Annotated in this window: 20 protein-coding genes; 8 read left to right on the forward strand and 12 right to left on the reverse strand. The window is 42.3% G+C overall.

Annotated features, from left to right (window positions below):
* Positions 1–162 precede the first annotated feature (162 nt).
* The 3 genes from Q9R24_RS02895 to Q9R24_RS02905 are packed head-to-tail and all read left to right on the forward strand — an operon-like array spanning position 163 to position 1,491.
* A complete protein-coding gene (locus tag Q9R24_RS02895) occupies positions 163–777 on the forward strand; it encodes an RNA polymerase sigma factor (protein ID WP_004645678.1) in 615 nt (204 codons plus the stop codon).
* Positions 774–1,091, forward strand: coding sequence for a hypothetical protein (locus Q9R24_RS02900; RefSeq protein ID WP_004645680.1), 318 nt, complete (start codon positions 774–776; stop codon positions 1,089–1,091). Before Q9R24_RS02895 ends, Q9R24_RS02900 begins: the two co-directional genes overlap by 4 nt.
* Complete coding sequence (locus tag Q9R24_RS02905; protein ID WP_004645681.1) at positions 1,081–1,491, forward strand: DUF3106 domain-containing protein; 411 nt, start codon at positions 1,081–1,083, stop codon at positions 1,489–1,491. Before Q9R24_RS02900 ends, Q9R24_RS02905 begins: the two co-directional genes overlap by 11 nt.
* Positions 1,492–1,547: 56 nt before the next feature.
* On the opposite strand, the gene Q9R24_RS02910 is transcribed toward Q9R24_RS02905, so the two are convergent.
* The 4 genes from Q9R24_RS02910 to cxpE all read right to left on the reverse strand — a co-directional run bounded on the left by Q9R24_RS02910 (position 1,548) and on the right by cxpE (position 7,825).
* On the reverse strand, positions 1,548–3,956 hold the full coding sequence (locus Q9R24_RS02910; protein WP_311203683.1) for a CSLREA domain-containing protein: 2,409 nt from the start codon (positions 3,954–3,956) through the stop codon (positions 1,548–1,550).
* Between the two features lie 9 nt (positions 3,957–3,965).
* The gene (gene rbtA / locus Q9R24_RS02915; protein ID WP_311203684.1) at positions 3,966–5,765 is read right to left on the reverse strand and encodes a rhombotarget A; all 1,800 of its coding nucleotides are present in this window, start codon (positions 5,763–5,765) and stop codon (positions 3,966–3,968) included.
* A 120-nt stretch (positions 5,766–5,885) separates the two neighbouring features.
* The gene (gene hda, locus Q9R24_RS02920) at positions 5,886–6,590 is read right to left on the reverse strand and encodes a DnaA regulatory inactivator Hda (protein ID WP_004645685.1); all 705 of its coding nucleotides are present in this window, start codon (positions 6,588–6,590) and stop codon (positions 5,886–5,888) included.
* Between the two features lie 14 nt (positions 6,591–6,604).
* Positions 6,605–7,825 (reverse strand): chloramphenicol efflux transporter CxpE, encoded by a 1,221-nt coding sequence (gene cxpE, locus Q9R24_RS02925; RefSeq protein ID WP_184412313.1) that lies wholly within the window; start codon positions 7,823–7,825, stop codon positions 6,605–6,607.
* Positions 7,826–7,960: 135 nt separating this feature from the next.
* Here cxpE and purM point away from each other — a divergent pair, with 135 nt between their 5' ends.
* Both purM and purN read left to right on the forward strand, forming a co-directional pair.
* Entirely contained in the window at positions 7,961–9,031 is a 1,071-nt protein-coding gene (gene purM, locus Q9R24_RS02930; protein WP_311203685.1) for a phosphoribosylformylglycinamidine cyclo-ligase, read from the forward strand.
* 6 nt (positions 9,032–9,037) lie between these two features.
* Complete coding sequence (gene purN / locus Q9R24_RS02935) at positions 9,038–9,667, forward strand: phosphoribosylglycinamide formyltransferase (RefSeq protein ID WP_005103865.1); 630 nt, start codon at positions 9,038–9,040, stop codon at positions 9,665–9,667.
* Positions 9,668–9,731: 64 nt separating this feature from the next.
* Here the strand turns inward: purN and Q9R24_RS02940 are convergent, their stop codons facing one another.
* The gene (locus Q9R24_RS02940) at positions 9,732–10,535 is read right to left on the reverse strand and encodes an alpha/beta fold hydrolase (RefSeq protein WP_213687512.1); all 804 of its coding nucleotides are present in this window, start codon (positions 10,533–10,535) and stop codon (positions 9,732–9,734) included.
* A complete protein-coding gene (gene sppA / locus Q9R24_RS02945; protein ID WP_004731760.1) occupies positions 10,532–11,554 on the reverse strand; it encodes a signal peptide peptidase SppA in 1,023 nt (340 codons plus the stop codon). Before sppA ends, Q9R24_RS02940 begins: the two co-directional genes overlap by 4 nt.
* Positions 11,555–11,679: 125 nt before the next feature.
* Between sppA and Q9R24_RS02950 the strand changes: the two genes are divergently transcribed.
* Positions 11,680–12,654, forward strand: a complete 975-nt coding sequence (locus Q9R24_RS02950) for a lysophospholipid acyltransferase family protein (RefSeq protein ID WP_311203686.1) — start codon at positions 11,680–11,682, stop codon at positions 12,652–12,654.
* Here Q9R24_RS02950 and Q9R24_RS02955 read toward each other — a convergent pair.
* From Q9R24_RS02955 to Q9R24_RS02965, 3 genes are all read right to left on the reverse strand, one after another.
* Positions 12,616–15,105, reverse strand: coding sequence for a DNA internalization-related competence protein ComEC/Rec2 (locus Q9R24_RS02955; RefSeq protein WP_311203687.1), 2,490 nt, complete (start codon positions 15,103–15,105; stop codon positions 12,616–12,618). The genes Q9R24_RS02950 and Q9R24_RS02955 overlap by 39 nt on opposite strands.
* A gap of 86 nt (positions 15,106–15,191) precedes the next feature.
* A complete protein-coding gene (lolD, locus tag Q9R24_RS02960; protein WP_004645694.1) occupies positions 15,192–15,875 on the reverse strand; it encodes a lipoprotein-releasing ABC transporter ATP-binding protein LolD in 684 nt (227 codons plus the stop codon).
* Complete coding sequence (locus tag Q9R24_RS02965) at positions 15,868–17,103, reverse strand: lipoprotein-releasing ABC transporter permease subunit (protein WP_004645695.1); 1,236 nt, start codon at positions 17,101–17,103, stop codon at positions 15,868–15,870. The genes lolD and Q9R24_RS02965 overlap by 8 nt, the downstream gene beginning before the upstream one ends.
* Positions 17,104–17,129: 26 nt before the next feature.
* Between Q9R24_RS02965 and Q9R24_RS02970 the strand changes: the two genes are divergently transcribed.
* Positions 17,130–17,693: a PilZ domain-containing protein gene (locus Q9R24_RS02970; protein ID WP_195725755.1), complete on the forward strand. Its 564-nt coding sequence runs from the start codon at positions 17,130–17,132 to the stop codon at positions 17,691–17,693.
* A 9-nt stretch (positions 17,694–17,702) separates the two neighbouring features.
* Here Q9R24_RS02970 and Q9R24_RS02975 read toward each other — a convergent pair whose 3' ends face one another.
* Together Q9R24_RS02975 and Q9R24_RS02980 are read right to left on the reverse strand one after the other, a co-directional pair.
* The gene (locus tag Q9R24_RS02975; RefSeq protein WP_004645697.1) at positions 17,703–18,617 is read right to left on the reverse strand and encodes a DMT family transporter; all 915 of its coding nucleotides are present in this window, start codon (positions 18,615–18,617) and stop codon (positions 17,703–17,705) included.
* A gap of 21 nt (positions 18,618–18,638) precedes the next feature.
* Complete coding sequence (locus Q9R24_RS02980; protein ID WP_171260766.1) at positions 18,639–19,124, reverse strand: YaiI/YqxD family protein; 486 nt, start codon at positions 19,122–19,124, stop codon at positions 18,639–18,641.
* A gap of 250 nt (positions 19,125–19,374) precedes the next feature.
* Here Q9R24_RS02980 and Q9R24_RS02985 point away from each other — a divergent pair, with 250 nt between their 5' ends.
* On the forward strand, positions 19,375–20,307 hold the full coding sequence (locus tag Q9R24_RS02985) for a hypothetical protein (protein ID WP_311203688.1): 933 nt from the start codon (positions 19,375–19,377) through the stop codon (positions 20,305–20,307).
* A 581-nt stretch (positions 20,308–20,888) separates the two neighbouring features.
* Here Q9R24_RS02985 and serC read toward each other — a convergent pair.
* Complete coding sequence (serC, locus tag Q9R24_RS02990) at positions 20,889–21,968, reverse strand: 3-phosphoserine/phosphohydroxythreonine transaminase (RefSeq protein WP_311203689.1); 1,080 nt, start codon at positions 21,966–21,968, stop codon at positions 20,889–20,891.
* Between the last annotated feature and the right edge of the window lie 175 nt (positions 21,969–22,143).

Below are 22,143 nucleotides of genomic sequence, written 5' to 3' on the forward strand. Positions count from 1 at the left end.
GATTTAGGTTACAGTGTTTTAATACGACCCTGCCCATGTATAAAATAGATTAAACTACAAAAATAATAAACTTAATTGTCAACCAAACCAGGATTCCCAACGTTATATGATTATGAACTTGGGAATAATGGTGGGTGTCCAATGACAGGATTTTCCATCTCTATGGATTTAGCACCAAAACAGTTGCAAACACACGATGTAAGTATTCTGAAGAGTACGGCTGAAGCACGTCTGAAGAATTTCATGCAGGATGTGACGGGGCGTGCCTTGGTGATGATGGAAAGTGCGACTCAAGGTCATCATGGTATTGCCATGGATCTGGTTCAGGAAGCTTTCATTTCCTTACACAAATCCTATGCAGAAAAAAGTACTGAAGAATGGTATCCCCTATTTTATACCATTCTCAACAACAAGTTACAGGACTGGCGTCGTAAAGAGTCACGGCGTGGTCAAATGTTTTCATTTTTCAAGAAAGTCAGTCTTGATGACGACGAAATTGAATTTGATGATGTCGTCGATGAATCAACACCAACGCCGCTGGACTTTCTCGATCAGGCAGTCACTGCTGAAGAAATCCAGGAAGCGATTGCAAAATTGCCTGTGCGTCAGCAGCAGGCATTTATGCTCAGAGCTTGGGAAGGATTTGATACGCATACCACCGCACAGATTATGAACTGCACAGAAGGCAGTGTAAAAACCCATTACCACCGTGCTATCCAAGGCTTACGCGCCTCTTTAGCACATTTAAATCCATATCTGGGAGGGTCATCCGAATGAATCAAGATGATTTCTTAAAACAAGTAACTTCCAAACTTGATGGACTGGCACAACAACATAAAGACAAACCTGTTGTCATGCACCATGTTCTTGAAGAAATTCAGGATTCAAAACACTCACGCTTTGCATTTCTAAAAATGTCAGGTTTTGCTTTGGCAGCTGCGATTGCAGGCGTTGTGGTATTACCGAATCTTTCGGACCATAACGAACCGCAAACTCAAATGGTGTCAGTCCCAAAACTGTCTCCGCAAATGCTTGAAGATTTAGAAATGTTAATGGTTTTAGGTGAGGACAAAGTTCCACATGGCAGCTAAAAAATTGGTGATTGCTTTTTGTGCATTCAGTTTTCTGCAAACCAGCTTTGCAGGATTTGAACGTTTTTGGCTATTTTCCAAAGATGCGAATACCCAAGTAACTGATACTTGGGATAGTCTTTCTGATTCTGAACAATTGGCACTGATTAAACGTTACCAATCTCTAAAAGAAATCCCCGAACAACAACGTGTTAGCTTACAGCAGCGTATGGACTGGTTTACTCAACTCCCTAATGCGGAAAAACAAAGAATGCGTGAGACTTGGCAAATGATGAGCAGTCAGGAACGCAAAGAACTGGGCGCACGTATGCAAAAAGCGTCTCCTGAGCAACGCCTTGCCATTCGCGAAGAATACATTCTCAAATATCAGCAAGTGACTCAGCAGCCTAACTCGCATTAAAAACTTAATATAAAAAAGCCTCCATATGGAGGCTTTTTTGATGTTTCAATCATATTTTATTTTCTTAAGCGGCGATAACCTGCAAGCCCTAATAATCCTAGTAGCCCCCACATTCCAATTGCCCCACCACTTGAGGACGTATTCGTATTTTTAACTGTATTACGTAACAAGATTGTCGCTTTTTCTGACATTTTTTCATCAGCATCAAAAATCGCATAATCCATGCTGTAATTTGCCTGGCTTAAATTATTTTTTACACTAAATGTCAGCTGTCCACCATAACAGGTCTGATTTTGGTAGGTATCAGGACAGGCTCCTTGTCGCTCTGCCTTCAGTGAAACTCCCGCAGGCAGCTTAACAATATGAATCGGGATCTCTTTTCCATCTTTATCTTGATAAAAAGCCGACTTTCCTGATGGTAGAGGCCCATCCCCATCATCACTATCATTTTCAAGCGGATTTACCATCACTGTAAGATTATTCTCTGGACTAAGCCGATATTCATCATCTTTTGCAATTGGTGCAATGTTGTTAAAAGCTGCTCTTAAGAGGCCAGCACTGCTTACACCTGTAGCCTGGTCTTTAAGTGTATAACTACAGAACTCCATATCAACCGAACTGGTCTGCTTACCATCAGTGCGATACATCATGATCCGGTTTAAATCAGGTTTCCACTCACATTTAAGATTTGGATCATTGGGATTTCCTTCCACAGTGGTCGAATTACCAGTACCAATTAACTTACCAACACCTAAAGTTTTTACACTGACCTCATAATTTTCTGAATTTAAGGCTTTAATTTGAATCTTATCATTGGTTAGAGTTTCTTGAGGCATAGCCAAGATAAAAGGATTAATATAGATTGCGCGATATTTCTGATATTGCTTGGTATATTTAAGCAAATCCTGATAACTTTTCAATTCTTCCTTTAAACCAGGAAGCTCATTTTCTGGAGTATTTTTATCAGCAATGATTTCTTCGAGATCATCTATATTCTCCTGATAAAAGTCATTGAGTTCTACCAAACTCTTATTTTGCAAGTCCGTAATATCGGCTGCAGTCAAACGTCGGATTTCAACTGAGCCGATCTCGCAAGTATTTTTTGCACTTGGATCAAATGTTAATGTGGATCCAATCACACGATCAATACCACGCTGGTCTTGTTCAATACAGCCACTCACTCCGATATCTACCAAATCCGTTGCGGTCTGATTATCACGCGGGTAATATAGCCCTAAATAGCGATTATCAATAGCAGGCTCAATATAATTTGTTAATAAACTGCTGATTATATTGTTAGAGACATCAAGATTATTTGAAGTAGTATCTTCGTCTAATTCTGGCAATACGCAACGTGATGGCCCAGTCGTTTGAATTGCATTTCGAATTGTAGAAAATTCAACACGTTGTGCCTTGGTCGGATTCCCCTGATTTAAGGCATATTCACAAGACAGGCCTTGGTTAAAGGCTAAAATATTGAAATTAAAATACCTAAACCCGGTATTGTCATAAAATAAAGTAGATTGGGCTGTATTTTCAACAATAGTATTACTTAATGCAGTTAAACTGGAGAATTTACTGAGCGGACGATTAACTTCATTCGTCATACGCACAATATGTCCTGTGGTACTGGCAGTATTCTTCGCAATAGTAGAGTTAACAATTTCTACTGTGGCATAGCCACAAAAATCAATAATACTGTTAGCAGTGTCTGAACCATTTTTAACAATACTACTGGAATTAATTTTCACATTGGTTTGAGTTGTACCTAAATTTCCCTGACAATCCATCGCCAGAACACTACCATATGAACTCGCCTGATTTTTTTGAATCAAAGAATCCTGAATGACAATATTCCTTTCCGTATTCATTGCTACACTATAAATCGCACCACCTTCTGCAGCTGCTCGGGAATTTACTATTTCACTGGTATTAATACTTAAAGGCCCTGCTACATAAAAAGTACCGCCATTACCTTTATCCAAGGTATTTATTGCTGCATAGCCATCCTTTAAGATCAGATGATGAATTTCCAGACTGGATTGACTGGCCATACTATTAAATAATCTGGTTTTCCCCTGGCCCGAAATAGTACTTTTTAAAGCCTCCCGGGTTGGATATAACAGCGTAATCGGACTACGACTAGCATAATTAAGCGGAGTTTTCCCATAAATTTTGAGCGCTGACTCTACGATCAGCTCTTTATCTAATTTGTACTCGCCTGCTTCAAGCTGAATCACATCTGCAGCTGAACCATCCAATCGAAGCGTACGTCCTACATTACATCCGCCATAAGATTTATCCAGTTTTGCAGTTTTAATGGCTTCTCGCAAAGAACAGGCATTATTATTCTCGCCATCTTCATCAGCAAAAGTAGTCACATATATCGTTTTATCTTCGGCTGCCATCAAACTCATGGCAGATAAAATCATGGCCGCAAGCAGTCCTTTTTTATAATTTTTCATGATTTTTCCTTAATCTTTTAATCCACGGCGTAAACCTATTAATCCGAGTAAAATCAGTAATCCACCACACCCCCATGAGCCGCCTGAAGTTTTGACTGCTTTGTCTTCCATTTCATTTTTTGGCTCCTGAACAATTTGAGTAGTAATAGTCAAATAAGGTTTACTTTTATTAAATCGTGTCGATGAGGTCACCACTTGTAGTTCGAAAATATCTGCTCCATGCCAGGTAGAATCGGGGGTATAAACGACATTGCCATGAATATCGATGATTGTTTTACCCTTGGAAGCTGTTTTGGTTTGTACCACTTTCAAACAGCCATCTTGCCAAGGCTCACCCGTCGGATTATGACCAACAATGGCATTACACTGTTCTTTTGGAATTAAATCACTATCTCCCAGATAAGATTCAATTGAAAACTTGGCAATTTCACCCTTTAACAGATCTTGTCCCACTAGACTGCCTGAAATTGGTATTGTGATTTCAACAGCACCTCGATCACAAAACAGATTATCCATCAAACGGTTGATCCCACGCTGATCTGCCGCCTCACATGCTACTGTTGGATTTGCTAAACTCAATCCTGTGCCTCTATTCACAATCGGTGATTCACTCACAAGGATATAGTTCAACAAAATTCGTGGGCGCATATAACCGAGAAATTGTCCTTTAGGAACGCTATATGGACAAAGTATGGCATTATTATTTTCTTGTAGGGTCTGACAAGCACCTTCACTTTTATCTGAGGATTCAGCAAAAAGTCGTGTACCACTCCAGAATTGGTTCGGTGCGACGGCATCCCCTACACCACACGAGGCTGTCAGTAGATTATTTTGCGACACAGACTTATCACCAGTGATAATTTGGCAATCCTGTGTACCATTTCTTAAAATAATACTATTCGCTACATAAGCTCTTCCATACGGTGCATGGATATTTAAAGCAGTATTTTCATTGTCAACTATGGTGAGATTATTCAATCCCATCCCGTCCAGGACATTAATAAATACACCCTTATTTTTTAGTATCGTACTACTTAATACCTCCCCACTAATACCTTGATCTTTACTGGAGTCAGCAAACTGTCCCGCGCTATAAATATTGGTCGCGGAATTATCCAGTGTCTGATTATTTTTAAGTACACTTTGATAAATGAGGAAAGCAGGTAGCTCGCTATACAGGATCCCGCCTCGTTGGGCTTTATTATTTTCGATCAGACTATTTTTAATTTGTGCACGGCTTGTTAAGTTCTGACCAAACTTGCCAGCATTATAAATTGCCCCACCCAAGTTGGCAGCAGCATTAAATAGACGGTTATATTCTAGAATTAGCTGACCTTTATTATAAATTAGGCCACCTTGTTCAGCACAACTGGTTTTACCACAGCCTTCAAGATCCAGTTCTTTCAAATTTAACTGAACCAATGTATCTGTACTGTTGATCCGGAAAAGGTTATCAGTACCTTTCATTTGAATATGAGCATTATGCAAGCCTAATGCTTTTTCATCCGTACTGAATTCGCCATCACTTTCTGCGACCGCACGGATGGTAAGAGATTTTTTAATCGCGATATGCTGGTTCAACACATAGGTATTTTTTTCTTTTAAAATAATGGTACTGGATGAGTTCTCCCCACCACACCCCATAAAACCTGATTTAGCTAAGCCACGGTTAACATACTCAACAGCTTCTCGAAGTGAACATTCCTTGTCATCTTTTTCAATATCTTCTGTAGTGGTTACAATAATATCTGCACTATACGACTGCCCCGCTATACATAGCAAAGCTATGCCTATGCTCTTCTTGAGCATAACCTTCTCCTTAATTTTTATTTCTTTCTTTTTCTTCTAAAGTTGCAGAATCCTTGCAACAGCGAATTATTTTGCCTTACTGTGGCATAGACTGAGTAATTACTCAAGAATTTTTATGATTTACCGATATTCGTCAATCAAGGCATATATCTGCCGCAGATTGGCATTGCTGACTTTCAACTTTTCCCCTTTAAGTAGTTGAATAATCTGCTCTAATCTTTGAAGCAGTACTGAAGTTTGATGCGGCCCATGGCTGAGTAAATAGTCAAAGATTTGAGGATCTAAATGGATCCCACGACGATCGAGTACCGAGGAAACCAGCGCATAGCGATCAGCATACAGACTGCCACTCGGAACACGGGTACTGACCGCCTGCGTGAGACGGGATTGTAAATCTGGCAATTCAAGTTTGAGTTCGATAGGTGCAAAACGTGACGAAAACACCAACTGTCCACCACCTTCATTATTATAATTAATCAAGTGAAAGACGGCGCGTTGCCAATGGGGTACGCCACTAATCGCTTCGATATCATCGAGTGCTACCAGATCAAAACGATCCAGAGAGGTAATCGCCTCAGTCGGTGCATCTAAAAGCTCAAGCAAAGATACCTGAATTGCAGATTTACCTACTTCCAGATAAGAGTCACAGATGGCAGACAACAAATGACTTTTACCTGTACCGGCTCCCCCATAGACATAAAATTGGTTGATCAGGCCTGCATGTAATTGACGGACAGCATCAATGACATGCCCCCAACCCGGCCCTGAAAAATCACTGATTCGGGCATCGAGCTGAGGTTCTATATCTAACTGCAATTGACGCATACGATTTTTTGGCCTTATGAGTCTTTACGATGTGGATCATGAATTTTACTTGAGTTCTCCTCTGCTTGCAGCGGTTTTTTCTGTGGCTTTTTCATTTCAATATCAACATCTAAGTCTGCTGTTTCAATATTGATTGAACCGGTAGATGCATCTTGTATGATAACAGCCTGATCACCATAAAATGGCGTATGTTCATAATACTCACGGATATGCCGCAGCAGTACCACAATCACGGCTGCCACTGGTAAGGCAATCAGCATACCCAAGAATCCGGCCAGTTGCGCACCTGCCAGAACTGCAAATACTACAGCTACAGGAGAAAGACCAATTTTATCACCTAGTAAGAACGGTTGTAGGATATAGCCTTCTACAGCCTGACCCACCATGAATACAATCCCCACCAGTACCAGCTGCCACCAGTCGATTCCAAATTGGAAAAAGGTTGCAATGACTGCGGCAATAATTCCAACCGCAAAACCAAGATACGGAATGATACTGCACAATCCGGCAATCATCCCGATGATCAAGCCAATCTCCAGGCCAATCAGTTGCAGTCCCACTGCATAAACCACGCCCAACAGAACCATGACCAGGAACTGACCTTTGACAAAGGCACCTAAGACACTATGACATTCACTCACAATAGTTAAGGTTGTTTTTTCATAAGGACGGGGAATTAGACGGCGTAAGCTGTCCAGCATACGATCCCAATCCAGCAAGAAATAAAAGGCAATAATCGGAATCAGGACAATCGTGCCGCCAATCTGGATAAAGTTTAGGCCAGACTGTGCCAGTTTTAGCAGCATTGCCTGAATACTGTCAGCACTATAATTGGTCTGGACATAGTCCATTACGACTGAGGAAATCTGATCGGTATCGATTTCCATCGGGACCAGATTAAAGCTATCGGAAAGCCAAGGTAAGAACGTGTAATTGATCCAGTGAATCCCGGCCGGAATGCTATCACGCGCATACATCAGCTGCTGCCAGACTAGTGGCACCAGATACCACATCACCAATGTAACCACGATCCCAATCCCGATAAATACGATACTGATCGAGAGCCATCGAGCCAGCCCAATGCGGTGCAAAACATTAACCAAGGGGCTAAATAAATAAGCAATTAGAAAAGCTGCAACAAAAGGAACTACAACTGGTTTAAGCAGATATAAAACCCAAAGTATCAATGCTATACCAGCAAGTATAAGAATGCGCCGTAAAGTACGATCGACCATAGAATCTTGCCTTTTCTCTATTAATCATTCTAAAAATTAAAATATTTTAATAAAGATAGCATTTTAGGCCACAAATACCATAAGAGTTTTACATATTCAGGTTATAATCGCACCCGCGAATGCGGAGACTTCATTATGAGCAACTCAACTTCTACCCCAAACACTGGTTTAAGCTACAAAGATGCAGGTGTCGACATTGAGGCGGGCGACGCGTTAGTCGATCGTATCAAATCTGTCGCTAAGCGTACCTCACGTCCCGAAGTTATGGGCGGTCTAGGTGGCTTTGGTGCACTTTGTAAAATTCCTAAAGGTTATGAAGAACCTGTTCTCGTATCTGGCACAGATGGTGTTGGTACAAAATTACGTCTGGCACTGAATTTGAACCGTCATGACACAATTGGTCAAGACCTGGTTGCAATGTGCGTGAATGACCTTCTTGTCTGTGGTGCTGAGCCACTGTTCTTCCTTGATTATTATGCAACTGGTCACTTAAATGTTGATGTTGCTGCAAATGTAGTCACTGGTATTGGCGCTGGTTGTGAACTTGCTGGCTGTGCATTAGTTGGCGGTGAAACTGCTGAAATGCCAGGCATGTATGAAGGCGAAGATTACGATCTTGCAGGTTTCTGTGTCGGTGTTGTTGAGCAAAGCAAAATTATTGATGGCTCTAAAGTCAAAGCGGGTGACGTTTTAATTGGTGTAGCTTCTTCAGGTGCGCACTCAAACGGCTACTCACTGCTTCGTAAAATCCTGGACGTGAAAAACGTTGACCTGAATCAAATCGTCGATGGTCGCCCACTTGCAGATGCTGCAATGGAACCAACACGTATTTATGTCAAATCAATTCTTGAACTGTTAAAACACGTTGATGTGCATGCGATGGCACACATCACGGGTGGTGGTTTACCAGGTAACTTGCCGCGCGTACTTCCAAACGGTGCTCAAGCGCTTGTGAATGAATCTTCTTGGGAGTGGCCTGAGCTATTCAAGCTTCTACAACGTGAAGGCGGCGTAGAACAGTTTGAAATGTACCGTACTTTCAACTGTGGCGTCGGCATGGTGCTGGTTGTTGATGCAGCTGATGCAGACAAAACTGTTGAACTACTTAACCAGCTTGGCGAAAATGCATGGGCGATGGGTCAGATTCAAGACAATGCTGAATCAGTTGCAGGTGCAGACGAAAAAATTCGTGTGATCTTTGCGTAATTTCGCATGATTAAAATTGCTGTACTTGTTTCAGGTAGTGGATCAAATCTGCAAGCCTTGATTGATGCCAATCTTTCAGGGCAAATTGTGGGCGTAATTTCCAATAAACCTGAAGCCTTTGCTTTAACGCGTGCACAACAGGCAGACATTCAGACTGCAGTTATTGAACACAAGCAATATCCGAATCGTGAAGCTTTTGATGATGTCATGCATCAACAGCTTTCGGACTGGGATGTAGATCTGGTGGTACTTGCCGGCTTTATGCGAATTTTAAGTGAAAAGTTTGTGAAAGCCTGGGAAGGGAAAATGTTGAACATTCATCCTTCCCTATTGCCTCATTATAAAGGCATGCATACGCATCAGCGTGTACTCAATACCGGTGATGTTCTGCATGGCTGTACAGTGCATTATGTTACGGCTGAGCTGGATGCAGGGCAAGCGCTTGCTCAAGGTGTTCTCAAGGTTTCTCACCACGATACGGTAGAAAGCTTGGCAACACGTGTGCATACCCTCGAACATGTGATCTATCCACAAGTTGTAGAATGGATTTGTAGCGGAACGATTCAACATACTGAAGATGGTGTGCTGTATCGAAATGAGAAAATGCAAGCGCCTGTTCAATTCTGCAAGTTTTAAAAAAGTTTAGAAATAAAAAACGCATCCTCGGATGCGTTTTTTTATTTCCAATACATTCGATGACTCAGGCAGACTGTTGCTGAATCAATTGCTTTACCAAGCTCGCGACTTGATCAGGTTGTTCCAATGGGAACATATGCCCGCCATCGACTACGGTAAAAGGAATACCAAACTTCTTTTGCACTTGCTGCGGGAACTTGCGGGCCAGAAATGGACCTTTCTTAGCCACAACTAAATGCACAGGAATTTTGGGTTTTGCCTGAGGCAACCACCATAGTGACGGATTGGTTCTAAAGACTGCGACCTCATCCATTTTAGGAATAGTGAGTTCTACCCCACCCCGGATGTGATCATCCTGCAAGGCATGGTCAATATAAGCTTGGAAGCAATCTGCATCAAAATCCTGATAAAAACCTTTAGGGCGCAGCAATTCAGCGGCTTGTTCACGTGAATCCCAATGGTCACGACGGCGTTTGGACAGACCGGCCGGAGACATTTTATCCAATGCTTTTAAGCGAAAAGTTTTCGCAATATGCAAGGCAAAGGCTTCTTTGCCCATAATCATCGGCGGGTCCAGCATGATCATTTGTGAAAACAGTTCCGGACGCTGCAAAGTCGCCTGCAGAGTTAACACAGATCCCAAAGAATGCCCCAGACCAATGACAGGTCGCCCATGTGACTGACGTACAATACTGTCAATCACTTGCTGGGTCAGGCTTTTCCAATGGTTATCAACCGGATAACGCTTATCCGGCCCTAAAAGCGGCACATAGATAATATCGTAATCATCTTGCAATTCATCAAACAGCTTTTGATAGACTTTAGATGGCACGCCATTGGCGTGCGCGAAATGAATCAGTGGTTTCATTGCAGTGTCGTGCTATTTTCTGACTGAAGCTTCTGTGCAACTGAAGAAGCAATTCCATCCCCAATCGATGAACCCATACGACCCAAGACTGATTCAAATGGACTATATTCAATGGTGTAATTCAACGCTTTTTCAGTTTTCAGTTCGCGTTTCAAGGTATTTAAGCTACCGATACGATCCGCAATACCTAATTTCACCGCCTGATCACCGGTCCAGAACAAGCCAGAGAAAATAGCAGGATCATTGGATTTCAATTTATTGCCACGTCCTTGTTTAACTGCATTAATAAAGTGACCATGCACATTATCCAGCACACCCTGTACGTGGGCTTTTTGCGCAGGATCAACCGGCTGAGTCATAGACAGCAAAGCTTTATTTTCACCTGAAGTCATGGTGCGATCTTCAACACCTAATTTTTGCAATAGATTAGTCACACCATAATTCGGCATGATCACCCCAATTGAACCGACCAAGCTCGATGGATTGACAATAATTTCATCCGCAGCTGAAGCAATATAATAAGCACCTGAAGCACCAGTATCGCCAATCACGGCATACAATTTTTTCCCAGAATGCTGTTTTTTCAGATACTGAATTTCCTGCCAGATTTCATCGGACTGTACCGGTGAACCGCCAGGTGAGTTGATATTCAGCACCACTGCTTTACTTTGTTTATTTTCAAAGGCTTTTTTCAATGATTTGATGGTATTGCTACTGTTGACGCTCTGCTTGTCGGCTGCAATCGTACCCACAATATCCACGACTGCGATATGCGAACCCGCAGCAGCGCTAGCATCTGAAGAAACTGAACTACAGCTTTTGCCTAATGCCAAAATGACAACAAGCAGATAAGCAAAAGTCAGAAATTTAAAGAAAATTCCCCAACGGCGTGCACGGCGCTGTTCTTCTACCGAAGCTAAAACTGCTTTTTCAAGCAATTTCCATTCCGGACCAGTCGGTTGAACTGGCTGTTGCGTATTTTGTATTTGATTTTCAGGTTTTGGTGGCCAATCGGACATAAATAATCCAATAAATTGATTTATATTGAATCCATTATATACACTGAATCGGGTAATTCTGTCTAAACAAAACGTTTTCGCCTATAATAAATTTTGTTCTCTTTTTTTGTACTTAGACGAAATCAATGACGAAACAGGGCTCACGGAATTCAGCTTACGGATTACTCAAATACATTAGCCGCCAACCGCTTCCGGTTTCTCGCTGGATGGCCCGTATTCTGGCCTTTATTGTGAACAGTTTTAAAGTCACTAAAACTTCGGAAGTCATTCGTCTCAACCTTGAAATCAGTCTTTCAGAACTGTCTAATCAGGAACGTGAACAGATTAACCGTGCTGCGGTTCGCAATGAATTAATGTCATATTTCGAGTTCTTTACTATTTGGGGCTCAAGCAATCAGAAAAATCTTAAACGCGTTCATCGCGTTATTGGCGAAGATCTACTTCATGATGCCATTGCACAAAATAAAGGCCTCGTGTTAATCGTGCCGCATTTTGGTACCTGGGAAATTATGAATGCCTATATTGCCCAGTTCACCTCAATGACCATTATGTACAAACCTGTGAAAAATCAGGCTGCAGATCAATTTGTACGGGCCGCCCGTAGTCGTGAACAAGCGCATCTGGTGCCGACCGATGAATCTGGCGTCCGTCAGATTTTTAAGGCCTTAAAACAAGGCGGCACTACGGTCATCCTGCCGGATCATACCCCGAATATCGGTGGTGAATATATTCCCTATTTCGGTGTGCCTTTAGCTACGAGTAATTTGAGTGCTAAGCTGATTCAAAAGACCAAAGCGCGCGCCCTGTTTTTATATGCTCTACGTAATACTGCAGATGGATTCGATATCTTTATCGAAACGGTTGATGAAAAAATTTATAGTGGCAATGCCAATCAAGGTACGCAAGTCATTATCAACAGTATTGAAAATTTAATTCGCCGCCATCCGGAACATTATCACTGGAGTTATAAACGCTTTAATGCGCATCAAGACTTAGGAAATCTCTATAAACTTGAGCATGAACAAGCCCTGGACAAAGTAAATGCGTTGAAAACACAAGAACTACATGAAGTTTCGTCCATACTGGAATCGGTCACTTAAAGGCTGACGATACAACCACTGCCATTCATGTCGTTCGGCAGAAAGTACCAGTTTTAAGCCTTGTTGCTGAAAGTGCACACTCCCCTGTTCTGCCGTGGTCAATAATGGAATATTAAGAGCTTTTAACCGTTGCTGAGTCAATTGGCTTGGATGGCCATAGCGGTTAAATTTTCCAGCCGAGGCAATCGTCAATTTAGGCCGCAAAACTTCTAAAAATTGATAAGCTGAACTGTGCTGACTGCCATGATGGCCGAGTACCAGCACATCGACTTTAAGTTCCGGATAATCTTGAAGCAGCTGATATTCAGTTTCCCAACCCGCATCCCCCATCAGTAAAAAGTTTTGATACGGTCCGGCATTTTTAACTTGCAGATATATCACACAAGAGCGGTCGTTTTTATTGAAGTTTGGCGTATTTAACTGCTGCTGCCGAGGTGCCAGAATTTTAAAGTTAATCGTCTCAGACCATTGCCATTGCTGTCCTGCATAACAAAACTGAAAACTTGAAGAAGCAGCTGTTTCAGGCATCTGATTGGATGACACTTGTCGGATGTTTAGTTGATCTTTAATGCTGTGATATGCACCGCTATGGTCCTGATCCAGATGGGTCAAAATCAGTTGATCCAGTTCTCCAACACCTTGCACAGACAAAAATGGCATAATCACTTGCCGACCAATACTGAATTTTTCTTCATTATAATAACCGCCCATGTCGATCATCATGCTCTTTTGCCCTTCCCGAATGAAGATGGCCTGTCCCTGCCCGACATCCAGAACAGACAGCTGAAATGCATGCTGATTAAGTTGAGGAATGTACAGTGGTAAACAGGCAAGTGCTGTCCAGCTTTTGGGCACTAAGCCACGCGGCAAAAAGACAATTAATAAGCCCAAAATACATAGACCCATCATCCAGACATTCATGGCCACAGGAATCAGTTGCGGTGCAAACAGCCGATCAAGCAGATTCAAAAATGCCAGCAGTATATGAATAAAAATATCATTGAGCTGAAACAGCAGACTCGACAATGGTTCAGAGACGAAAAATAATAAAGCCGCCAGAATATCTACGGGAACTATCAGCAGGCCAATCCACGGGATAGCCACCAGGTTGCTTAGCGGGGTAATCCAAGCCACCTGCTTAAAAAACAACATCATTAAGGGAAACAGGGCCAGAAAGATTTTCCACTGCGACTCCATCAAAACTTTTATTGCAAAATACAGTCGTTGTAATGCTGTTTGTACTGTTTGATGCGGTTGCTGCTGAATGGTTTGATAGATCCGCAGCAAGACAAAACAGGCCCCATAAGACAGCCAGAATGCGGCCGACAAAATGCTAAAAGGATCAAAGAGCAACAATAAGGCAGCACTTAAAATCAGCAGTTTTAATGGCTGCATACTTTGCCTGAGCAGCAGCGTAAAAGTCACAATCACACAAATCAGTAAAGTGCGTAACGCCGGAATTTCAAAACCGACAAAGGCACAATACAGCAATACACATAACAAAAAAGGCAGACTCAAAAAATACTGCCTTGGCCATTTCAGATAAATCTGCGGTACGTACCTTGAAATCAGATATTGCAACGCTCCACAAACGATAAAGGCAAAGATCAGGACATGCGGTCCGGAAATCGCCAGTAAATGACTCATGCCAAAACGCTGGAATTGCTGTTCCGTCGCTTGATCCAAGAGACTTTCATCACCACTTAATAGAGCCAGTAACAAGCCTTTCTGCTGTACTGGTTGTGTGGCCACAAACTCTCTTAAGGTCAGTCGCTGCTGTTCTACCCAAAGCAAAAATCGCTGATTCAAATTTTTCTGCTGACGTAGATATTTAGCATGACCTAGTGCATAGAGTTGTTGCGGTTGCAACTCTTGGATATGTTTAATCCTAAACCCGGCCATAACATTTTGCTGCAAGGCCCATTTTTCTGCATCAAAAGCACCCGGTGTCGCATAACTATGGTTAGGTCGAATCTGGCCTTGTAATAAATAATAGTGTCCCAGTTCAAGAGTCTGCTGTTTGGTTACATCATTTCCTAAACTGGATATGACAGGATCTGAAACTGGCAGAAAACCCATCCACTTAACTGTAATGCCATCAGGGTTAAGCACATGCAGGGCTTGCTGGATATTCTGATCGCCCAGTTTATTCAGCTCTTTGATATAGACCACGATTTCTTTTTCAGATACCTCGTGTTCTCGCTTGGATAAACGTTCAGCCAGTTGCAGATTGGCATAAGCATGACCTAAAAATAGTCCCAAAAGCAGGCTTGATCCAGTGATCAACAAGCTTCGCAGTGGTGTATTCAAGATGAGCTTTAATTTATGGCAACACAGATACCACAACAGCGCAACGATCAAAACTGCCGTTCCGCTCAGTTGAACAGACAGGAAACTTTTCCCCATACACGCAAGGCCTAAAATCCAGCCAATACATAGCCACTGCAACATTGAATCTTATTCTGTCTTGTTATTATTTTGCCCAATAATAAAGCCCACCGGAGTGAGCTTCAATCAAATGCGAATATTCTCGTTATTTATGGTTCAATCCAGAGACCATCCTGCATATGTAAAATCCGATCTGCTGCATGGGCTAGCTGTTCATCATGCGTCACAATCAGCATCGCCATATTGAACTCACGTTGCAATTCGGTCAGCAGTTCAAAAATCTTTGCTGCAGTCTTGCGATCCAGATTTCCGGTCGGTTCATCGGCCATCATCAGTTTAGGTTTACCCACCACTGCACGCGCCAAAGCTACACGCTGACGTTCACCTCCGGATAATTCACCCGGCTTGTGAGTCAGACGATGCGAAAGACCAACACGTTCCAGTAAATATTCAGCCTGCTGTTTGGCTTCCTTAAACTTCATGTTGTCGCGTAACATCAGCGGCATGGCCACATTTTCCAGTGCCGTAAATTCTGGCAACAGGTGATGAAACTGATAAACAAAGCCCAAATGCTCATTCCGCACATAACCGCGTTCTGCTTCAGACAAGGTATCAAAACGGCGGCCATTCACCATGACCTGACCTGACGTCGGGCGATCCAATCCACCCAAAACATGCAATAAGGTACTTTTTCCTGAACCACTTGAGCCCACAATCGAAACAAACTCGCCAGCTTTCACTTGTAATGACAAGCCACGAATTACATCGACAGTGGCTTTACCATCGGTAAAGGACTTGTGAATATTCTGGGCATCTAAAATCAGATTACTCATAACGCAAAGCCTCTGCCGGTTGAATTTTTGCTGCACGTAAAGCCGGATAAATTGTCGCGACAAAACTAAGGGCCAGTGACAAGCCGACAATCACCAAGACATCTTGCCAGCGCAAATACGAAGGTAAGTAGTTAATAAAATAGGCATCAAACATATTCAGGCCTAAAGTATTGTTGAGCCAGCCAATAAAGCTACTGATACTGGTTGCCGCAATAATTCCGAGAATGGCCCCTGCGCAAGTTCCAATCACCCCAATCACGGTACCTTGCACCATAAAGATTTTGGTAATGGTCGCAGGTGAAGCGCCCAAAGTCCGTAAAATGGCAATGTCCGATTTTTTATCCGTCACCACCATTACCAGTGAAGACACAATATTAAATGCCGCGACTAGAACGATCAGGAATAAAAGCAGGCTGACCATGGCTTTTTCCATCTGAATCGCGCTGAACAGATTACCATGGGTATAAGTCCAGTCCGAAGCATAGAAATTCCCCGGCAAATCACGCACAATTTCCTGAGACACTTGTGGTGCCAGGAAAATATCATCCAGCTTCATACGCACACCCTGCGCACCATCCGGTAGACGCAGCAAGGTCGAGGCATCATTTAAAGCGATATAACCCATCATCGAGTCAACTTCAGCACCAATACTGAAGATTCCCACCACTTTAAAACGCTTGAAACGCGGGACGACACCAGCTGGTGATGGGGTGGCTTCTGGCAAAACCAGAGTAATATTGTCATTTAAACCCACACCCATGGCATCGGTCATTTGCTTGCCCAAAACAATACCAAATTCACCTTTTTTCAGGCTGTCGATACTGCCCTCAACCATATGGTTTTGTATAATTGAAACTTTTTTCTCATACTCGGGTTCAATCCCGCTGACCATAATGCCGGCGACCTGACCCTGTGCGGTCAGCATGCCTTGTAATTGAGTAAAAGGTGCGACTCCCTGAACATGCTCATGCCCTTCAATTTGCTTTGCAAGTTCTGGCCAATTTGTTAAAATTTGTGTTGAGGAAACAGTCGCTTGAGGTATCATTCCTAAGACACGATTCTTTAACTCTCGGTCAAAACCATTCATCACAGACAACACTGTAATGAGGACTGCCACACCGAGTGTGAGGCCGATCATTGAGACCAACGCGATAAAAGAAATGAAGTGGTTACTACGCCGTGCGCGAGTATATTTCAACCCTATATACAGCGAGATTGGTTTGAACATAACCATCTAGTCCGAGGTAATAAATTATGGAAAATGTACAGCATCCAAACGGATTTACGGAAAGACGCGTCATGTCTCGAATCGATGCTGCCTTACGAATTAATTATCAGATTATTTCCGATGATGTTGCCTTGAATGATCCTTACGATCCTAACTTCGTCTTGCCCCGCTATTTTCTACTACTTGCAGAACTAGATCAATTTGATCATGCGGTTAACTACGAATTAGAACAATTATCTGAAAAAGATCAACAAATTGCTCGAATCTTATCCTTATTTAATCAAAAGTTAAACCTTATTACCGGTTCTTTGTATGACGCAATTGTACAAAGCATGTTACCTGTACCAGAGCAAGTGAACTTTTCAGAAACCGGTTTTAGTTTCTTTAATGAGCGCCCTATCGCTGAAGGCACCTATCTGCACGTGACTTTGAGTCATCCGGAAAATTTCTTCCATATTGCAGCAACCGCTCAGGTGGCCTACAGTCGGGAAGAAGAAAATGGCAAATATCGGACTGGTGCTTATTTTATTACCATGCATCCACAAGATCGTGTCAAACTGGGTGAATGCGTCAAGGCTCGCTTTGCCTAAATTACTGCTTTAGTCAGTGCTGCTGGGTGATGAAAGGCGAGCGTTATAGCTCGCTTTAATTTCTCTGGAAAAATATAACAACAAACCAGCCAGTAAGATAACGACGCCAAAGACTGCTCCACCCGATAATTTTTCATCATTCAGAATCACCCCGACAAATAAGGCCAGCATCGGCGTCAATACGGTGGTCAATGACAACGTGGTCGCCTTGATTTTCTGCACCAGTTTAAAATAACAGAACATCGCAATCAGGGAAGCCATGATTACAGCATAACTGAGTCCAATCAGCGATTTTGCCTGTGGGATCTGGGTTGGTGCAAATTGCCAGATAAATGGCAACATGGTACAGGCCATGACCGCTGAAACAGCAATAGAACCGGCCGCTTGTGCCATAGGTTCGAGAGGTGCATTAACTTTTTTCACCCAGAACATCGAAACGCAGTAAATAAAAACACTGAGCAACATCAGGCCTATGCCAATCGGCTGAATATGCTGATCTTTGCCACCGACACAGATAATGCCCAGACCCAGCAAGGCAATCGCCATACCACCCCACTGCGAAGGATAGAGCTTAAGCTGAAATACAAAACGGCCAATTAAACCGGTAATAATCGGCGCCAGTCCGAACATCAGGGCAATAATGCCTGAACTCAGATAATCCGTGGCCAGATAAGTGAAAATCTGTGAGCCGATAAAACTGCATGCGCCAGCCAGGTAACTGTGCATGGATAATTTATCTAAGGGAAAACGGGTTTTAAATAGCCACAACAAGGCAAATGCAAAAGGCAAAGCCAAAAAGAAACGCAATGCCAAAGCCCAGAGCGGATGCAAATCCGTCACACTCCAGACAATAGCTAGCGGTGTCGTCGCCCAGATAAAAACCAATAAAAGATAGGTGGCAATCATATTGGTTTGTGTGGGCATGCGAGTCACTCTGAATAAGGCTTAAAGCGCGGAAGTTTTACGTTTTTGTTTTTGGATGGTCTGATCGAGTGCGCTAGAAAATTCGCGTTTATCCCGTTCTGAAATCGGTGGCGGACCGCCCGTTTGCACGCCCGCTCCGCGTAAGCTGTCCATAAAATCGCGCAGATGTAAGCGCGCTTTGACATTGGCTGTAGTATAAATTTCACCACGGGGATGAATCGCAATTCCGCCTTTTTCAATCACTTCCGCAGCCAAGGGAATATCTTGGGTCATGACAATATCATGCTCTTTCATGCGCAGAATAATCTCTTTATCCGCAGCATCCGCCCCACTCATCACCTGAATTGAATTAATTCTGATCGAAGGAGTTATTCCGACTGGTTGGTTGGCAACAAAAGTGACTTCTAGCTGATAGCGGTCCGAAGCACGAATAATCACATCTCGCAGAATACGGGGCAATGCATCGGCATCGACCCAAAGTTTGAATGGCAACACAGGGCTTCCCATTAAGGTATAAATCATGGTTATTCTAGCAAATTGCAGTGATCAGGTTGATGATTAAATCGCTCCATTTTCATTGCATCTGTCATCAATATTTTAAAAAGTATGTGCCCGGTAAAACTGGCATGATTCACGCGAGAAAAAAAATTGACTTCATTTGACTGGCATTTTAATTTTAAAATTCATTCGATTGACTTGAAAAATCGCAATGACCCTCGATTAACTATAAATACATCATCCAAGATCAATTGTGCATATGAAAAATCAGAATAGCCCAGAGATCATCACCATTGATGATCAAAATTTCGGTAGTCATGTCGAACATTGGACCTTGCTCACCGACAACCCTGGCACAGATGTTCCACAGTGGTTAGGCAAAGCTCTTGATGAACCAATCATGCCGATGGGCCTTTGTACACAAGAATGTGATATGGATGCAGAGACCTGGCTGATTCAGGGACCGAGCAAAGCTGCGGTACAGTTGAGTCAAGTGATTGCGGTAGAAAACAATAAACCTCAAGCGCTAAAAACTGCATTTCCGTGCTTTGACAGTCCTTATCAGGTGAAAGCCACGATTGACCGGATTATTAGCTGTAAATCCAATACCCAAGCTGTATTGCGCCTGAATCTGGGTGCTAACAATATTATTTACGCTTTCGATAACCTGTATAGCGTCAATCATCCACATTATGAAAAAGACCAGTCCTATGTGGTGAATCTGAATGGCTGGGCCTATGAACTTGAAGCGGTTGCAGATCATGAGCATCTGGTGGTTGATGATCCGGCTTCGATCAAGCACCACCGTGCCTTGAATGATATTCTGGCTGCCAATAATGGGGTAGCCCCGGATAATTTGCAGGAACAGATTGATGCCTGGCAGCCGCAGTGCGAAGAAGACAAAGAACCTGTAACCGTAGATTTTTCTAAAATGGTAGCTTATCTATACGGCGAAACCATGGGTCAGGAAGATGAAGCCTGGTTCCAGGGCAATATTGTCGGTAAAACGACTATGCAGTTTATGGGTCAGGACTATACCCTTTATGATGTCACCCTCATTCATGATGAAGGCCAGCCTGCGACCTTGATCCGGATTGCAACGCGGAATGACCAGTACAGAGACTTCCAGATTGGCCAGTATATTCGTGGCAACTTGTGGATTCAGGCCAATATTTATAGAAAAGCGGCCTAAGTTCAAACAGAAAAAGAAGATATTCATTTTGATGGGTATCTTCTTTTAATCCATCTATATCCTTATTTGTCATTTTAATTTTTGATTATTTTTTATACATATTTTCTGGCTTAATAATCTATTTAAATTCATTAAAAACCGAGTTATCCACATTTTTAAATTCAAATAAATTCATTTTAAATATTTAAAATAACCCTAAAAACCTTGTAAAAATAAGCGATTGATTTCTCATATAAATAATCTGTTGTCATACAAATCTAATATTTAAATAAAAATGAAATTTATGCTCTTTAATTAAAAATGTACTTTATTTAATCAATTTTTTATGATAAAAATACTCACAACAAATTAGTATTAACGATAAATAGATCGGACAATAAATATCTATGAAAATCGTGCAAGAAGAAACATTACAACAGGTCGAGCATCATCTTAGCTCCCGCTATAATATTGATATGATGTCCTGCCTTTTTTTCATGTTGGGGATGCTGATCTGCGGATTCATCCTGCATACTTTTATTTTCTAAAATTATTGAATGCATAAAAAACCCAGCCTGTGCTGGGTTTTTTCGTTTCAGGAATTAACCATTGCGTTTGGCAAAGTCATCCATAAAGTTCACCAATGCCTGCACGCCTTCTAAAGGCACGGCATTATAAATACTTGCGCGCATACCGCCGACTGAACGGTGACCAGCAAGATTCAATAAATGTTGTGCTTCTGCTTCTTTCAGGAACTGTTTCTCAAGATCTGCATTAGCCAAAGTAAATGGTACGTTCATGATCGAACGGTTTGCTTTTGCAATCGGATTCGCATAAAAATCGCTTTGATCGATATAACCATAAAGCAAGTTAGCTTTCTCAAGGTTCACTTTGTGCATGGCATCTACACCGCCATTTTCTAGCAACCACTCAAACACCAGACCAGACAAGTACCATGCATAAGTTGATGGTGTGTTAACCATTGAGCCATTTTTCGCTTGATCTGAATATTTCAAGATGCTTGGAATTTCTGGTTTGGCTTGATCGAGTAAATCTTCACGAATGATCACCAGCGTTAAGCCAGCAGGCCCGATATTCTTTTGCGCACCGGCATAGATCAAACCAAATTTAGAAACGTCTAATGGTGCAGATAAAATACTAGATGAATAGTCGCACACTAATGGCTTGTCTGTTTCAGGAATTGAAGAAAATTGCAGACCGCCAATAGTTTCATTATCCGCATAATGCACATAAGCTGCATCATCAGAAAGATTCCATTCGCTTTGTGCACTGATCGCATATTTGCCATCAATTTGGATACCTGCTTTTACAACATTGATATCGCCATAACGTTTCGCTTCTTTCAAGGCTTTTTCAGACCAGATGCCGGTATCGATATAGTCTGCTTTGTTGTTTTTGCCAAGCAGGTTCAATGGAATTGCCGAGAACTGTAGTGATGCCCCACCCTGCAAGAACAATACTTTGTAGTTCTCAGGAATATTCATGAGTTTGCGCAGGTCTGCTTCCGCTTTTTCAGCCATGGCAACATAGTCGGCACTACGGTGGCTCATTTCCATGATCGAAAGACCTTTGCCATGCCAGTCAAGCATTTCAGCTTGAGCTTTTTCAAGTACGGCAGTCGGTAATGCAGCAGGACCAGCACAGAAGTTGTACGCGCGCATGATTTTTCCTTTCAGAGTGAAACACAATCAAATGATGGCATTTAACCATATCTGGCAGGGTCTTGCACAAAATTATTTCAATCTATGAGTCAAGATAGAGTCAAAAAATCAATGTAGATTCACAAGATAAATTGACCAGTATTTTAGCCTGCTGTTTTTATCATCTTTGCACTAA

It is taken from the genome of Acinetobacter sp. RRD8, from assembly GCF_031844225.1.
Taxonomy (GTDB): Bacteria; Pseudomonadota; Gammaproteobacteria; order Pseudomonadales; family Moraxellaceae; genus Acinetobacter.

What these genes read in the sequence shown, in the direction of transcription:
- Q9R24_RS02895 (WP_004645678.1), top strand. Translation starts at nt 163, where the DNA reads ATGGATTTAGCACCAAAACAGTTGCAAACACACGATGTAAGTATTCTG.
- Q9R24_RS02900 (WP_004645680.1), top strand. Translation starts at nt 774, where the DNA reads ATGAATCAAGATGATTTCTTAAAACAAGTAACTTCCAAACTTGATGGA.
- Q9R24_RS02905 (WP_004645681.1), top strand. Translation starts at nt 1,081, where the DNA reads ATGGCAGCTAAAAAATTGGTGATTGCTTTTTGTGCATTCAGTTTTCTG.
- Q9R24_RS02910 (WP_311203683.1), bottom strand. Translation starts at nt 3,956, where the DNA reads ATGAAAAATTATAAAAAAGGACTGCTTGCGGCCATGATTTTATCTGCC.
- rbtA (WP_311203684.1), bottom strand. Translation starts at nt 5,765, where the DNA reads ATGCTCAAGAAGAGCATAGGCATAGCTTTGCTATGTATAGCGGGGCAG.
- hda (WP_004645685.1), bottom strand. Translation starts at nt 6,590, where the DNA reads ATGCGTCAATTGCAGTTAGATATAGAACCTCAGCTCGATGCCCGAATC.
- cxpE (WP_184412313.1), bottom strand. Translation starts at nt 7,825, where the DNA reads ATGGTCGATCGTACTTTACGGCGCATTCTTATACTTGCTGGTATAGCA.
- purM (WP_311203685.1), top strand. Translation starts at nt 7,961, where the DNA reads ATGAGCAACTCAACTTCTACCCCAAACACTGGTTTAAGCTACAAAGAT.
- purN (WP_005103865.1), top strand. Translation starts at nt 9,038, where the DNA reads ATGATTAAAATTGCTGTACTTGTTTCAGGTAGTGGATCAAATCTGCAA.
- Q9R24_RS02940 (WP_213687512.1), bottom strand. Translation starts at nt 10,535, where the DNA reads ATGAAACCACTGATTCATTTCGCGCACGCCAATGGCGTGCCATCTAAA.
- sppA (WP_004731760.1), bottom strand. Translation starts at nt 11,554, where the DNA reads ATGTCCGATTGGCCACCAAAACCTGAAAATCAAATACAAAATACGCAA.
- Q9R24_RS02950 (WP_311203686.1), top strand. Translation starts at nt 11,680, where the DNA reads ATGACGAAACAGGGCTCACGGAATTCAGCTTACGGATTACTCAAATAC.
- Q9R24_RS02955 (WP_311203687.1), bottom strand. Translation starts at nt 15,105, where the DNA reads ATGTTGCAGTGGCTATGTATTGGCTGGATTTTAGGCCTTGCGTGTATG.
- lolD (WP_004645694.1), bottom strand. Translation starts at nt 15,875, where the DNA reads ATGAGTAATCTGATTTTAGATGCCCAGAATATTCACAAGTCCTTTACC.
- Q9R24_RS02965 (WP_004645695.1), bottom strand. Translation starts at nt 17,103, where the DNA reads ATGTTCAAACCAATCTCGCTGTATATAGGGTTGAAATATACTCGCGCA.
- Q9R24_RS02970 (WP_195725755.1), top strand. Translation starts at nt 17,130, where the DNA reads ATGGAAAATGTACAGCATCCAAACGGATTTACGGAAAGACGCGTCATG.
- Q9R24_RS02975 (WP_004645697.1), bottom strand. Translation starts at nt 18,617, where the DNA reads ATGCCCACACAAACCAATATGATTGCCACCTATCTTTTATTGGTTTTT.
- Q9R24_RS02980 (WP_171260766.1), bottom strand. Translation starts at nt 19,124, where the DNA reads ATGGGAAGCCCTGTGTTGCCATTCAAACTTTGGGTCGATGCCGATGCA.
- Q9R24_RS02985 (WP_311203688.1), top strand. Translation starts at nt 19,375, where the DNA reads ATGAAAAATCAGAATAGCCCAGAGATCATCACCATTGATGATCAAAAT.
- serC (WP_311203689.1), bottom strand. Translation starts at nt 21,968, where the DNA reads ATGCGCGCGTACAACTTCTGTGCTGGTCCTGCTGCATTACCGACTGCC.